This window comes from Lactobacillus sp. PV037 (genome assembly GCF_014522345.1).
In the GTDB taxonomy this organism is placed as follows: Bacteria; Bacillota; Bacilli; order Lactobacillales; family Lactobacillaceae; genus Lactobacillus.
In genome coordinates, this window is the sequence record NZ_CP041987.1 from 849,999 (window position 1) to 863,734 (window position 13,736).

At 31.6% G+C, this 13,736-nt stretch carries 15 protein-coding genes; all 15 read right to left on the reverse strand.

From position 1 onward, the window contains the following. Nucleotides 1-4 precede the first annotated feature (4 nt). The gene (locus FP435_RS08420; RefSeq protein WP_322573206.1) at nt 5-304 is read right to left on the reverse strand and encodes a HeH/LEM domain-containing protein; all 300 of its coding nucleotides are present in this window, start codon (nt 302-304) and stop codon (nt 5-7) included. Continuing rightward, nucleotides 301-1,464, reverse strand: coding sequence for a phage major capsid protein (locus FP435_RS04555; RefSeq protein ID WP_265482910.1), 1,164 nt, complete (start codon nt 1,462-1,464; stop codon nt 301-303). Before FP435_RS04555 ends, FP435_RS08420 begins: the two co-directional genes overlap by 4 nt. Further along, a complete protein-coding gene (locus tag FP435_RS04560; protein ID WP_265482911.1) occupies nt 1,464-2,249 on the reverse strand; it encodes a head maturation protease, ClpP-related in 786 nt (261 codons plus the stop codon). Before FP435_RS04560 ends, FP435_RS04555 begins: the two co-directional genes overlap by 1 nt. Continuing rightward, the gene (locus FP435_RS04565) at nt 2,227-3,534 is read right to left on the reverse strand and encodes a phage portal protein (protein ID WP_265482912.1); all 1,308 of its coding nucleotides are present in this window, start codon (nt 3,532-3,534) and stop codon (nt 2,227-2,229) included. The genes FP435_RS04560 and FP435_RS04565 overlap by 23 nt, the downstream gene beginning before the upstream one ends. Nucleotides 3,535-3,558: 24 nt before the next feature. After that, the gene (locus FP435_RS04570; RefSeq protein WP_265482913.1) at nt 3,559-5,355 is read right to left on the reverse strand and encodes a terminase large subunit; all 1,797 of its coding nucleotides are present in this window, start codon (nt 5,353-5,355) and stop codon (nt 3,559-3,561) included. A gap of 8 nt (nt 5,356-5,363) precedes the next feature. Beyond that, a complete protein-coding gene (locus FP435_RS04575; protein ID WP_265482914.1) occupies nt 5,364-5,825 on the reverse strand; it encodes a phage terminase small subunit P27 family in 462 nt (153 codons plus the stop codon). Between the two features lie 154 nt (nt 5,826-5,979). Next, nucleotides 5,980-6,318, reverse strand: a complete 339-nt coding sequence (locus FP435_RS04580) for an HNH endonuclease (RefSeq protein WP_265482915.1) — start codon at nt 6,316-6,318, stop codon at nt 5,980-5,982. Between the two features lie 639 nt (nt 6,319-6,957). Then, nucleotides 6,958-7,143 (reverse strand): hypothetical protein, encoded by a 186-nt coding sequence (locus tag FP435_RS04585; RefSeq protein ID WP_265482916.1) that lies wholly within the window; start codon nt 7,141-7,143, stop codon nt 6,958-6,960. Between the two features lie 463 nt (nt 7,144-7,606). Beyond that, nucleotides 7,607-7,963 carry a hypothetical protein gene (locus tag FP435_RS04590; protein ID WP_265482917.1) on the reverse strand — a complete coding sequence of 119 codons (357 nt, stop codon included), beginning with the start codon at nt 7,961-7,963 and terminating at the stop codon, nt 7,607-7,609. A 42-nt stretch (nt 7,964-8,005) separates the two neighbouring features. After that, nucleotides 8,006-8,269, reverse strand: coding sequence for a hypothetical protein (locus tag FP435_RS04595; protein ID WP_265482918.1), 264 nt, complete (start codon nt 8,267-8,269; stop codon nt 8,006-8,008). A gap of 300 nt (nt 8,270-8,569) precedes the next feature. Further along, entirely contained in the window at nt 8,570-9,163 is a 594-nt protein-coding gene (locus FP435_RS04600; RefSeq protein ID WP_265482919.1) for a hypothetical protein, read from the reverse strand. Between the two features lie 238 nt (nt 9,164-9,401). Next, the gene (locus FP435_RS04605; protein ID WP_265482920.1) at nt 9,402-9,719 is read right to left on the reverse strand and encodes a hypothetical protein; all 318 of its coding nucleotides are present in this window, start codon (nt 9,717-9,719) and stop codon (nt 9,402-9,404) included. Between the two features lie 1,679 nt (nt 9,720-11,398). Then, nucleotides 11,399-11,560 carry a hypothetical protein gene (locus FP435_RS04610; protein WP_265482921.1) on the reverse strand — a complete coding sequence of 54 codons (162 nt, stop codon included), beginning with the start codon at nt 11,558-11,560 and terminating at the stop codon, nt 11,399-11,401. Nucleotides 11,561-11,807: 247 nt separating this feature from the next. Further along, nucleotides 11,808-12,392 (reverse strand): RloB family protein, encoded by a 585-nt coding sequence (locus FP435_RS04615; RefSeq protein WP_265482922.1) that lies wholly within the window; start codon nt 12,390-12,392, stop codon nt 11,808-11,810. Further along, the gene (locus tag FP435_RS04620) at nt 12,379-13,671 is read right to left on the reverse strand and encodes an AAA family ATPase (RefSeq protein WP_265482923.1); all 1,293 of its coding nucleotides are present in this window, start codon (nt 13,669-13,671) and stop codon (nt 12,379-12,381) included. The genes FP435_RS04615 and FP435_RS04620 overlap by 14 nt, the downstream gene beginning before the upstream one ends. Between the last annotated feature and the right edge of the window lie 65 nt (nt 13,672-13,736).

A 13,736-nucleotide genomic window follows, 5' to 3' on the forward strand; every position in this document is an offset into this window, starting at 1 on the left:
CGCTTTAAGGGAAAGGAACATTCTTTACAAGTTCCAATAGATCATCTTTTTTAGCGTTAGCAGGGTAAGATACATTCTTAGAATCTAAGTATTTCTTGATCTCATCAACTGTGTTAGAAGCATTAGGTTTTGAATTTTCTTCATCCTGAATTGCCTTTAACGCATCTTGAAGTGCTTGAGTTGCTTCTGCATCAGCTTCTGCAGCTGATTTAGCAGCACCACTAGCTGTATTATCTGGCTTAGATTCTACTTTAGGGGTTGTTGTACCCCCGCCAGCAGGATTATCTACTGACGGGGTTTTTATTTTCCCGAACCACCGTTACTATCAGCATCAACAATTCTAAATGCGTTTGCCATTAAGATTTGGTGGTCAAAGTATGCTGTAACTACAAATGAGTTAACACCCTTAATGATGTTCTTATCTTGGTCAAAGAAAATAGGTAAATCATAGTTATATTGTGAAAATGCAAAGTTACCAACAATTGGCTTAACAGCTGCATCAGTAAATACCACTGGCTTACCTAATACTTGTTCAGGTTGTGCACTGTATAAAGTAGTTGAATTGTTAGCTAATCCGTCCAACATTTCAATGTAATCCATGTAACTCATTACAATAGTAGCATTTTGACGGTAAGCATCTGGTAAATCAGCAATTGCCTTAAAAATACCTTCACGTAAATCTTTACCGCTAACTTTCTTGATTCCTACACTATCATCGTAGAAACTCATGTGCTTTTCATTTTCCTTAGTTGGGTTAGTGGCAAATGCTACATTACGTTCCTTAGTAATAAAGGCATCTTGTAATTTAGCTTGTACGTAATTAGTAATTGAAGCGTTGCTACCCATTAAAACAGTTTCTGAAATACCAACACCCACCTTAAACTTGTTACGTGAGAAGCTTACTAATTCACCTTTAGCCTTAAGTTCCTTAGCATCTTCACCATCAGCAATAAAGTCATCATCATCTAAAGAAGTAGTTAAACGTGGAATTTCTAAATTAGTAATAGCTGTTACAGTAGAAATATCACGTAATGGGTTAGTTTCAGCTGGTGTAGTAATAATATTACTTGAAACAGTCTTAGGTAAGAAATTGCCACCACCAGTAGTATCGTTATCAAACAATGCGTCTTCACCAAATGCTTGATATACTTCTCTACTAATTGGCTTATTACTCATTTTTGCTTTGACCATAGATGCAAAGGCATTATTGTAGCTTTCTTCTGGGGTCTTAGCTTTCTTTGGTACAGTGTTTAATCTAGCCTTTTGGACAGTTTCCTTTTCTTTAATAGCAGCTTGCATTGTATCAAAACGAGCTTGTAAAGCAGTTTCTTGTTCCTTGTAAGCTTGCATCTTTTCTACAGCACTTTCTTCTGGATTAATTGCTGCTTCTAATTTCTTTTGCTTAACACTTTCTAACTGCTTACCAAGGTTAAGCGCTTCTTGTTTCATTTCAAAAAGTTCCATTAATCATTATTCCTTTCGTAAAGACTTCTTTCTAAGTCCTCTAATTGCATATGAAAAGCATTATTTTCTTTCTTTAGTTCTTCCACTACATTTACGTCTATTGTTGAAGTAGAAGTAGGTTTTTTAGCGTTTTGTTCAATAATTAATTGCTTTGGCATATGCTTAAATTCTTTAATTGTTTCTTTATCAAGAGATGCAACTGCGGTATTAGCTTTTAAAATTTCATCTGCTAGACCATAATCAACAGCTTCTTGTGCAGTAAGCCATGTTTCAGCATCCATTAATTCATGAAGCTTATCTTCATCAATCTTTCCATTGGATTTATTTAAGTAGGTAGCAACACTCGCTTTAGTCATTTGATCTAAATCATCGGCTGCCTTTCTTAAATCACTTGCATTGCCATAGAGCATCATTGCTGGATTATGAATCATTAAAAATGAATTTTCAGGCATAAAAATAGTGTCACCAGCCATTGCGATGACACTTGCAATTGATGCAGCTAATGCATCAACATAAACATTTACCTTAGCTGGGTGTTGCTGAAGCATATTATTAATTGCAATACCAGCAAACACACTCCCACCCGGTGAATTAATATGGAGATTGATTTCTTTAACATTTCCAACTTTTTGGAGCGCATCCCTAAAGCCAGTTGCTGAAACATCATTTTCTTCCCATTCTTCTTCTACAATTGGCCCTTGAATGAAAATATCAGCTGATTGTTTACCAGCTGATTGCTTAATTTCTAAATATTTGGGCATATTATCCGCTCGTTTGGTCATCATTTTCACCTCCCTTCAAATTATTATCAGTATCTTTACTTAAATTATTCTCTGCAGGTGTCAATGTTGCTTGAATATCAGATGCCTTATATTGATTTTCAGATGGGAATAAATCTTTAGAAATCCAAACCACATCTGCAGATTTTTCTTTAAGAGGTGCCATATCTTCAAGCTTGCGAAGTTCATTTTGAGTAGCAATACCATTTCTAATCATCATTTGATAGAACTGGGTACGTGCTGCCGTATCCCCACGCATTAGTCCATTAACATTGAACTTAAAATAAAAGCCCCTTACTCTATCTTCCGTAGTAAGGAGCTTTCTATTAAATTCAGATTCATATTGTCTAATAATTGGCAATAACGTTGTTTCTACAAACTGGGTCATTACGTGTTCGACATTAACAGTATTCTTCGCCTGCCCGTCGTTTAAGAATGACAGTGGAACATTAAAAGCATTAGCAATTCTAATTCTTGAAATAGCTTCAGTGTCTGATAATTCAGCTGGTTTAAATTTTGATTCAAAACGATCAATACTATAACCTGCTTGTGTCAGTACTGCACCACCATTAGCTTTAATCATATTTCTAATGGCTTTTAGTGTTCTATTAGCTGTTTCAGGCTTCATGCTACGGTCGTATTTGACAATATATGCATCTTTTTTACTCATTTCACTTAATGAGAATTCTTGAACCTCATGTTGGAACTTTAATGCTCCACGTAAGACATCAATTGGACTTATACCATATACATCCCCAACAGCCGTTACATGTTTAACGTGAATAATATCTGTATTGTAAACAATGCAATTAAATTGAGGACTTGAAATATCATACCAAATACTTCCATCATCAATATTTCTTTTAATGGTTACATATCCTGGATCAATCGGCCATAAATTTACTGGAACCAATGTCTTAGGATCTCTTTCAATCAAAATATAACCATTTCCATCAACATTTCTTGCTGCTTCTACCATATTAAGCATTTCAAAGGCAGTCATATTTGGATTAGGCTGTACTCTTAACAAATCAATAAGAGGTGTAGAGCACTCTTCATATTGATGATATTCGTGAATTGGTAAGCTAGATAATGTATTAGATAAACGAGTAACAATACTAAATACTGCTTCGTTAGTTTTCAATACCTGATTTCCACCGAATCCATCTAAGAAATTCCAAGCGGTAAAATCTGATCTATTACCAATCCATGCTGCATTATCACCAGCTGTTGCTTTATTACCTTGCACTACATTTTGAAAAGTTGTTTTTACTGCATCAAAAAATTTCACTCTTTCACCTCCCCTCCCTCAAAGTTAATCAAATGGCATAAATTCTACGATTTCTTCATCCGAACTAGAAGGCAAAATTAACATATCGACAACAGATACATGCGCATCTAATAGAGCAGCGAACCCATCTATTTTTCTAGATCGGGATGCTTTAGTTGGCAGCCAATTATCATTTCTATCTCTTACTAATTGGACATTATTTAGATACCACTTAAACATTGATTGTTCATTGAATACTACTTTTCCATCTAGTAGCATTTCTTTTAGATTTTGTAGAGGTGGTCCTAGAGTAAGAAATCCTTGTCTTACAACTTCAGTTTTAAATCCTGCAAATTCTAATTCTTTATTAAGTCGCATTGCCTTAGCTGGGTCATAGTTGATTTGGAGAATATTGTATAACTCTGCTTGTTTCTCAAACCACTCTAAAACATATTCAAATTTGACATAATCACCTGGAATAATAGTAATTTGCCCTTCTTCTTCCCAAAATCTGATGCGTTCTGGGTTCTTATCTTTAGCATATCTGGCTTGTGGTATCCAAGAATGCTCCAAAACAAAAACACTACCATCATCTAAAGGAAATTCTAAACAGGCAGATGTAAAGTCTTCGGTTTCAGATAAATCATAACCACCAATACAATCTCTACCTCTTAAATCCTCTAATGGGTAGTGTCTATTATTCTTTTGTAATGTCTCTAAAGTAATAAAGCTTAATTCACTAACTTCAGCGAATATATTAAATCTCTTAGTAACCCAGTCTGCTAATTCCTTAGGTACTCTTTTTGCACTCTTAAAGTCAGAAATCATGGATTTTAAGTCCATTAATCCGATATTTGGGTTAGCTTTTACCCACATATTAGGATCTTCCATTTCTTTTTTATCATCTAAGCGAGCAATAAAATAGAACGTCTGTTCATTTATATTATCATCATAATTTTTAAGAGTATCTTCTGCTGATTGCACCATATCTACTAGTGGTCCATCTAGGACATATCCAGCAGTTGAAATATAAACTATCAATGGCTGAGTACGTGTACCTCGACTGTTTTTCATAACATTAATTAATGCATAATCCTCATATTCATGAATTTCATCAAAAACAGCAAAGTGTACATTTTCTCCATCTTTATTGGATTTTTCAGCGGACATTGCTCTAATTGTACCGTTAGTTTTAGGAAATCTGATCTCACTTCTGTTTGGTACAAATCTATCACTTAACCAGGGAGATTTAGTAATCATGGATCGGGATGCTTCATATAAAACACGAGCTTGTTGTTGAGAATTGGCTAAAAAGTAAACATTTGGGCCATTTTCTCCATCAAATCCTGCCATATAATCGGCTAACCCCGACTCCAGCTCCGTTTTACCATTCTTACGGCCGACAAAAATTAAAGACTCACGAAAACGTCTTTGACCAGTAATTTTATCTATCCACCCAAACATTGATCCTACAATAAAATGCTGCCATGGTTGCATAACCAAGTGCTGAAAATTACCTTTAGTTGGATGACACTTTTGTTCAATAAATTTTATTGGTCGCCATCCTTTTTCTTCATCAAACTTCCATGGGTAATTTGGATCTTCTTTGGACCTTTTTAAATCTTTTAAGTGCCTTTCACAAGCCAAAATTACATCTTTACTTGCTACAATTGATCCTTCAGTAACCATTTCAGCATATAATGTTGTCAAAAGACAAGGTGCTGGAGTATCTAAAAAATGGGCTAAGCTCTTTTCTCTTTCAATATAAGCTTTAGCCCATTTTGCTACATCTTGATAAGGAAGTTCCAAAGGATTCTTTTTAAGAAGTTCTTTTGTCTCCATGAATCCTCCTATTCAAATTCATCTTCTTCTGTATCACTTTTTTCATCATCCAAATGAATTGCAAGACTGGCACGTGCAGCTGGTGTTAATCCCAACTCTTTACCTAGTCTGTCTAATTCTTGTGAAATAGACAACTTCATTCGTAAATCAGGGTTAATTTTTCCTGCAATTGAGCGCCCATTTTTCTTTAAACGATTATTACAGGCTGTATATTCACTGTACCAATCACAATATTGGGTGAGAATTATCAAATTCGCATTATTCAGAAATGACGTGCCTTTATACATATCCACAATTTGAATAAATAGTTTTTTCGCACCCGAAGAAAGCCAAGATGGAGGTGTCAATTTTTCAGTACCAAAATTCAGCTTTTTTTCGTTTTTTTCACGCTTACGCAATTCCTTCTTAGCCTTATTATTCGGGTTTCCATTAAGGATATGAAGTGCTGCACTTTGAGCTTTCCTTGGCATAAAAAATCACCTCCTTTTTTTAGCATTTTTAAGCCCCATCAGAACCGCATTTTTTTATTTTGAAAAACGACTTTATTGTGAAGTTTCCCCCATCACCGCTCCCAGTGGCTTTATTACCGCCGTTTTTGGGGGTAGGGGGGGTATTATAACACTTCTAATATAGTTCGTGATTTAGTTTAAAATTAACAATTTCTTGGGACTTTAAATTTTTAATGTTCGTCTTTTTCTTTTTATAATTAAATGCCCGCTCAGGGTGCAAAAAGTTATGGCAAGCAGCGCAAACCGTTTCCAGATTTTCAAGTTTTAACTTGTCATCGTCGGAAACTCTAACGGGCTTAATGTGGTGGACAATTTTGGCCGGTGTAATCCTTCCGGCTTTCTTGCACTCTTGACACAAATATAAATCTCTTTCAAGTGCTAACTTTCTTAAGACTTTCCACTCTTTAGACCTGTAAAACCGGGTATTATAGTGGCCATATCGCCTGCCGCTCATGCCTTGCGCTCTTTCCTTTCATCATAAATAAAACTTTTTTATTAAAGATAAATAAAATACTTATAACATGTACCTATGAACACACAGTATATACTTCTATATGCTTGCTTATAGTCTTGTATAAAGCTTTAATAGCTTAGTAAGTATCACATACTAAACAACTGAAAAGTTTTTAAAACTTAAAAATAAAGCAAAAAACAAGTTCAAACATTAATCAATATTTAAACTTGTTTATATAGTTTATTATCATTATTATGTTATTTAGCTAGTGTATAGCTTGCGCAAGTGTCTGCTTCTCACTATCTATCTACTTACTTGGTAAGGTATCTATGATTTATATTTTTATTTAGTCGATGATACTATAATAACACTTTTAAAGTGCTTACTTTTCTCAATTTTTTCTCAAATAAAATCACTCTTTTAATGTCTTCTTTTATAAGTGCTTATATCTTGCGTGCATCCCTTGCACTAAGCTAGCTATATACTAGCTATATAACTATTACTTTTTATATCAGTATATAACTATACTTCTACCGCTGTTTACACGACTAGACTCTTTAAAGCTATATACTCTTAAGCAAGCTCAAATAAAAAAAGACTTAGTGAATACTTTTTTGCACTCACTAAGTCTTTATCTTTCTAGCTTTCTTTTAATAGCTCTTTTTCCTTGTCTTGGATAAGCTTTTTAAACTCTTTTAAGTCTTCAATTGTCATATAATCGCGAATAAATTTTTTGGCCTTGGACCGGTAGTTATATAAATTATCTTTATCTTTATTTTTTTTCTTCCAATTTTTAACCGCCCTTTTTTGTGCATCACTCGCCATAATATCCCCCATCTTACTTAAAAAAATTTATAATTTCTATTAAAATGCTTACTACCTGTAATATAACTAATGTAACTAATAATTTTTGTAATAATTCTTTTTTCATTTTATTTACTTCTTTCCCTTTCTTGTCTATAATAAAAGGGAAGACGCAAAACCGCAACGTCAACCCTTTTGAATTATTTAAAAAGTGCAATAATAGCGATGATAATTTGAATTACCATTAAAATTAAGTTAATGATGGCCAATTCAAGATTTAAATTATCATCTTTTTTATTGCCTTTTTTTAGTAAGTACATGGGCTTTTTCTTTCGAAGTTTTACCCTTCTCAACTTTACACCCCCTTTATACCGGGGCTTTAATCCCTTGCGCTTACAAATACTATTATATAACTGTCCAGTTATATAATCAATAACAAATTTAATATTTCTACAAAAAATAGGGCTTGCGCCCTATCTTTTTTTTATTCCTTTGGTTGCTTACTGTAATCCATAACTACACGCTTATTTTTACCGCTCTTAGTGTCCCACTTCGCAAGCTCTAAACTTTCCGCTTCCTTTGGTGCTACTTCTACAATTTCATGTGTGTATTTTTTGCCCTTGTTATCTTCATCGCTGTACTTTCTAACTTGTACTCTTACCCCTTTATAGTCGTAAATAGTACCTTCTTTAAGCTTCGCATTTTTAACCCTTGAAGCTTTAACGGTTTGTGGCTTACTTGTACCAGCGGAATTATTTCCGCTTGCTTGACCTGCTTTAAAAATCACTACACCTACAAAAATAATTGCAACTACTTCAATAAACTTTTTTAATGTTTTCATTTTTTAAATTCCTTTCGTGTTTTAACTTTTTAACTAAATCTTTTAAAGTGTTTCCATGTCTTCAATAACTTCTTTAATAGCTTCTTTTAACTCAGTATCGTATACCGTCCCACTTGCAAACTTTTCACCCATAAAGTAAGGAAGATATAGAACCCACCCCGCTAACTTTTCGGGGTCCTCAAAACTTTCTTCAAGTAATAACTTTCCTTCTTGGTATCCATCTATATAGATAGATACTTTTTTACTATCTTCTTCTAAAAAATCTACTTTTTTGCCTGCTACTTCTATACTTTTTAATAATTTCATTTTTAAAATCCTTTCTTAATATGTTAGAAACGCTTTTCTAACACTTTTACACGCTTTTTTGTGCTTTTTAACGCTTTTTTACTTAAAAAACTTTTTAAGTTCTTCCGGCTTACCTGCTAAGTATCCGCCAAAAAATACAATTATCAGTACTACAATCAACTCAAACATTTTTATTTTTCTCCTTGTCTGCTTACAAACTCAATTGCATCTTCTTTGCTACCGTATAGCGGTAAAATGGAACCGTCTGGTTTTTGCCATACATATGCCGGCACTAGTGTCCCTATGCGTTTTTTATCTCCTTTAATTTAAATTACTTTCTATAAAATCTTCTAATGCTTCTTTGGAATACTCTCTATATATGCTATTAATCTCCACTTCGTTCATGCTCTCAATTTTCCCAAGGTCATCTATAATAAAGTAGTCATCAGACCAATTAAATCCCGAGGTTAAAGACTTAATAACTTCGCTTGGTGTATAAGTATCTAATGCAGCATCTAAATTTTCTTCATCTAATTCAATGGGGTTAAATTCTATTTTTTCGCCCATATCAACGGCATTAAATAAATCTTCCGCGTCCTTAATATTTTCGGCATTTAATTTTTTTATAAGCTCATTTAATCTTGTGATGCTCAAAAAGCTTGTTACTGTCATAAAATTAATACCTTTAAAGGTGTTTGAAATGATTTCAGTAGTTACTTCTTCAAATCTTATCCCCGCATGGTCTAACTGTCTTTTAATTTCTTCTTTGCTTGTAGGCAAAGTTATATAGAACTCTTTCACATTTTTATTAAATCCGTTCACAGCACCTACCCAAACAGTTAAAGTGTTAACTTCTTCTAAACTCTTAACTTCTGCTTTTTTAAATTTTCCATAATTAAAAAATCTCCTTCTCAATATCTGAACACTTAAATAAAGATACCTTGACGGAGATTTTTAAAATTGTTACTATAATAAAGTAACTTAATTTAAAAACCCGTCTAGGGTCATTTATTCAAATGTTTGTAGTTATGCATTTATAAATTAATTAAGTTCTTGTCGTTTAGGTGCTGCAACACCTAAACGGCTTTTTTATTGCCTTAATCAACTTACATAATTATCATACATGTTTCATTTTAAAAAATCAATAGTTAAATTAATTTTTTTTGCTTTTTTCTCTTAATTCTTTTTGCCTTTCTGCTAGTTCCTCCCTTATATATGAAATATCACTCTTTTTAATATAATTTCTTATAAAAGAAACCGCCGACCCTTTTAACCGGTTGTATTTATCTTTATCGACCTGTTTTTGTGCTTTAGGGTCGCTTTTTGCTTTTTCTTTTAATCTTTCGCGGTAGCGTTTGGCAGCCAAGCGGTGCCGCTCCTTTTTTTCTTCTTCGCTTAAATTTAGGCTTTTACGTCCTATAGTAGCCGCCTTCTTTCTTTTCTTCTTTATAAGCTTATTAAGTCGAGCCATCTTTTTATTTTTGCCCCTCAATCAACTTACATAATTATCATACATGAATAATAGTAAATAGTCAATAGCTAAATTAAATTTTTTTACACCTTTTTAAGCCCGTTGTTACCGCCTTTTTTATATATAAGGAAGAAAACATAAAAAGATATTTTAAAAAGTTGCATATAATAAAGGTATATCAAAGAATTTGAAGATTTAAATTTTATAGTTTTTAGCCTGTTTATTTCTTATTTTCCTTAAAATTCGGTTTTACCGTTATTATTTTTATAACGGTAATCCATAAAAAAACAGGAATTTTAAAAAATATAGGATTCAAAAAATTTTCAATACTACGATTTTTTCTCGTGTGCGCCCGTAAATTTCTTCAGGAAATTGGGGAGTATGTATGCAATATTTTTATTTTTTTCTTGGCGTTTGATTTTACTCCAAGTTGAAATGTTAATGATTTGAGCCAATAATGTTTTTTTAATTAAACACCTCCTTGTTTAGAAATAAGTACTAATTACACATAATAAAAAGAACACCTTCCATTAAATTGTTAGATGTTCTTTTATTTTTGTTTATATTTAATATCTTTATAAAGTAGTGTTGTGTCACTTAAATTTAATTATTGCATACCTACTGATATAATTAATTCATAGAGATCTTTCTCTATATTTACCCTTATTTTCTATCTAATATATAAATATTTAATCAAAAAAGAGTTTTATTTCCTACTCTTATTTATTGTAGATAGCTATAGTTTTTCTAAAGCATTACATATTTGTGGAATGAATAATCATATGCGCCACAGATATGTAATGCTTTTTTTATTTTAAGCTTTATAATAAGATACTCTATCAAATATTTTATTAAGGCATGCATCCCTGCCCATGAATATCCCCTGCCAGGAATAAGTGTTTCATGCCATTTTCATCCCTAACTTATGCTACATACTGTAACGTTTGGAGTTATAGGTTAAATTGATTATTACTTGCTATATCTTTACTACTGATTAACAATCTATAATACCTTAATCCTATTAATATTACCTAATACACTTACTATTCCATAACATTTTATGTTTAAGTATGGTTACTATTGAAATAATAAGCTATTATAGCTGATTATTGGTATCTTGCTACCGTAATCATTTCTAGCTGCTGAAGTATGTAACAGTACTGATTTATTTTATTGAATAATTTACTACTTAGGCTGTCAGTATATAATTATTGATTTTATTATTACTGTCCTGACTAGTTATGACTTTTATTACTGTATATTCAATACTTGCTACTATTTATTGCATTTAATTTATACTCTCTATAATAAAATTTTACTAGGGTCAAAAACACTCCCCGTCAAAATTTTTTCTGTAAAAATCACCCCCTTTTGTTTAGTAAAAAACTTTTTTACCAATTCGAAAAACATTCCCCCTTTAATTTAAATTGCTGAAAAATCACCCCCGAAGCTTTCTACAAAAGTGATTTTCCAAATCACAAAAACACCCCCCTTTAATTTTAAAAACTCAAAAACTCACCCCCTTAACTTTCATTTTTCCTATTCTTAAAAATAGCCCCCTTTTAATTTTTAAACATAAAAAAATACCCTCATAATTACGTTTAGTAAATATAAGAGTATTTGTTGTTCCTGCTATCATATTAGCTATTTTTTAGTTAGCGATTATTTAAATGCGTAGATTATTTATCTTTAAGCCAATCCATTGATGTTTTATTTTCCAAAAAAGTTTCTTCAAATAGTCTTTCTTTAAAATCATCATCTAATTTTTTATTAAATGATGTTTCAGTGAAATAATCTTTTATTTTCTTATCTGCAATCACAGCAATTAGTTCTTTACTCATATTTATCTTCTACCACCTTTTTAGTTAGAGAGTTATTTATATAGCATTAGCCGTTGATTCATTTGATATTTAAAAGCTATCCATCGCTATCTATTATTTTTAAACTTATTTTTTGTTTAAATATTATTGTTTTTAATAAATATAGTACAATATAGTACCAATATATTATTTTTAACCGCTTTTTTTGTTTAAAAATTATTATCTCAAATAAAAATAGCTCCCTAGCTTTTTTAGCTAGAGGGTTATTTTAATAGTTATCTGGATGAAATATTTCATCAATAAATAAATGAATGTTTGTAAAAGGGTCATCACTTATCCAGTTATTATGTGTCTTATATAGTAGTTTTGCATTTTTTACTGCATTTTCAATTCTATCAAACAAAAAATCTTCGTAGCTATCACCCTTAAATTGCCGATAATTAGTATTAAAGTACTTTTCCCCAGATAACTTATCTTCTAACTCTTTTCTAGAATATGCTCTAGTAATAAATTCAAAATGTAGTAAAATCCATACCTCAAAATCTATTGAAGAAAACACTACCCCAATATTATTTTTACTTGCTAATGATTGTACTTCCTGTAGTTCTTGTTTGCTGTGTTCATCCCTATCAAAAACTATATATCCCCTTTGCACCTTATCATGCTTCATTTTCTTAATAGCTTTTTCAACTAGCTTCTTACCAGATAAATCAGCAGCAATAACTTTTACTTTAACATTTGAGCCACGATATTTTCTCTTAAGCATGTTAAAATACTCTTTTTCTGATTCACCTTCGCAAAAAATCTCAATAGATTCTTTTTGTTTCTTTAACCCTTTTCTACTTCTTACCATTAGTGCCCCCATTATAATTATCGTGCGTAGCTTTTAAAATGTTTTTTAACTTCTCAGCATCAATAATTGGATATGCACCAAATCTTCCAAGAATATATTTACGAGCAAAACTTAAATCTGCTCTCCCTGTATTTCTAGTATCCGAAAAATCAAATACAGAATTTAATGAAGTTACCCCTCTAAAATCTTTATCTATCAAATAGATCTGGTCTATTCTTAAGCTATTATCTAATAGCTGTACATCATGAGTTGTTATTATAAATTGATTTAAATTTTCTTCTGAGTTAAATAAAGTTATTAACGTTTTTGCTAATTCATAGTGCAAAGAATCATCGAATTCATCTATTACTAAAGTCTTTTTATTCCCATTAACTTGAGCAAAAATCATTGCTAGCACAATATAAAATAGTCTTTGTGTCCCTCTAGATTCTTGAGCTAAATTTAATTCCTGCTCGCCAATATTTTTACTACCATCATAGCAAGTACGAACTGTATATAATGATGTCATTGTTCTAGTAATATTTTCTCCATCTGCAGTAGAAAAAGTAGCTGGTACTTCTCTAATCTTAATATCTTTTATATTAAAATCTGCAAACTTCAAAAAAGTTATCATCTCTTTTTTTAAATGCTTGTCATTCATTAAATCTAGCATCTCTTTCGGAATTAAAAGGCTAGTTGTATTGGTAGTAGTCGTAGATAAAAAGAGTAAATCCTCAGAAAACCATGTAAATACTTCAACAGCATCCCTATTATTTTCTGCTTGTGCTAAATATAGTAATAATGAATTGTCTCGCAAAGTTGGTAAAACCCTAATTAAATTTTTATCATCAGTTTCAACATTATCATTTAGTCGAGAAAAAATCTTTTTTATTTCTTTTCCAACAGAACTTATTATTATTAATTTTTCTGATACAATTTTCTCTCTAATATATGAAAATGAATACTTATAAATAATTCCTTTTATTTCAACTGTTACCTCAAAAGTAGTAGGTTTTTCACGTGAATTATCATCTAGTAAAAATGGATCATAGGGCAATTTATCAGTAACAGATCCTGTAGGGTTTACTATAATACCCTGCATATGCCCTAATGCATCTATTAATTGTGATTTACCTGCTCCATTAGGTCCAAATAATAAAATACTTTTTAACACAGGAATTTTTTCATTTTGAAATGTATTTGTTTTTTTGAACTTTCTTAATCTGGCTCCCGTTTCAGCAGATAAAGTTGTCTCATCCCTTAGGGATGCATAATTTGTAGCAGTAAAATCAATTAACATTTTTATAGATCCTTTCAATAGTTACAATATAATTATATCATCATCTTTACCTTTATCACGATTTT

Excerpts from the sequence above, each read along its gene's own strand:
- FP435_RS04580 (WP_265482915.1), bottom strand. The coding sequence starts at position 6,318 with ATGAGCGGCAGGCGATATGGCCACTATAATACCCGGTTTTACAGGTCT.
- FP435_RS04595 (WP_265482918.1), bottom strand. The coding sequence starts at position 8,269 with ATGAAATTATTAAAAAGTATAGAAGTAGCAGGCAAAAAAGTAGATTTT.
- FP435_RS04615 (WP_265482922.1), bottom strand. The coding sequence starts at position 12,392 with ATGGTAAGAAGTAGAAAAGGGTTAAAGAAACAAAAAGAATCTATTGAG.
- FP435_RS04620 (WP_265482923.1), bottom strand. The coding sequence starts at position 13,671 with ATGTTAATTGATTTTACTGCTACAAATTATGCATCCCTAAGGGATGAG.
- FP435_RS04560 (WP_265482911.1), bottom strand. The coding sequence starts at position 2,249 with ATGATGACCAAACGAGCGGATAATATGCCCAAATATTTAGAAATTAAG.
- FP435_RS04575 (WP_265482914.1), bottom strand. The coding sequence starts at position 5,825 with ATGCCAAGGAAAGCTCAAAGTGCAGCACTTCATATCCTTAATGGAAAC.
- FP435_RS04570 (WP_265482913.1), bottom strand. The coding sequence starts at position 5,355 with ATGGAGACAAAAGAACTTCTTAAAAAGAATCCTTTGGAACTTCCTTAT.
- FP435_RS04605 (WP_265482920.1), bottom strand. The coding sequence starts at position 9,719 with ATGGCTCGACTTAATAAGCTTATAAAGAAGAAAAGAAAGAAGGCGGCT.
- FP435_RS04590 (WP_265482917.1), bottom strand. The coding sequence starts at position 7,963 with ATGAAAACATTAAAAAAGTTTATTGAAGTAGTTGCAATTATTTTTGTA.
- FP435_RS04585 (WP_265482916.1), bottom strand. The coding sequence starts at position 7,143 with ATGGCGAGTGATGCACAAAAAAGGGCGGTTAAAAATTGGAAGAAAAAA.
- FP435_RS04555 (WP_265482910.1), bottom strand. The coding sequence starts at position 1,464 with ATGGAACTTTTTGAAATGAAACAAGAAGCGCTTAACCTTGGTAAGCAG.
- FP435_RS04610 (WP_265482921.1), bottom strand. The coding sequence starts at position 11,560 with ATGAGTAAAGAACTAATTGCTGTGATTGCAGATAAGAAAATAAAAGAT.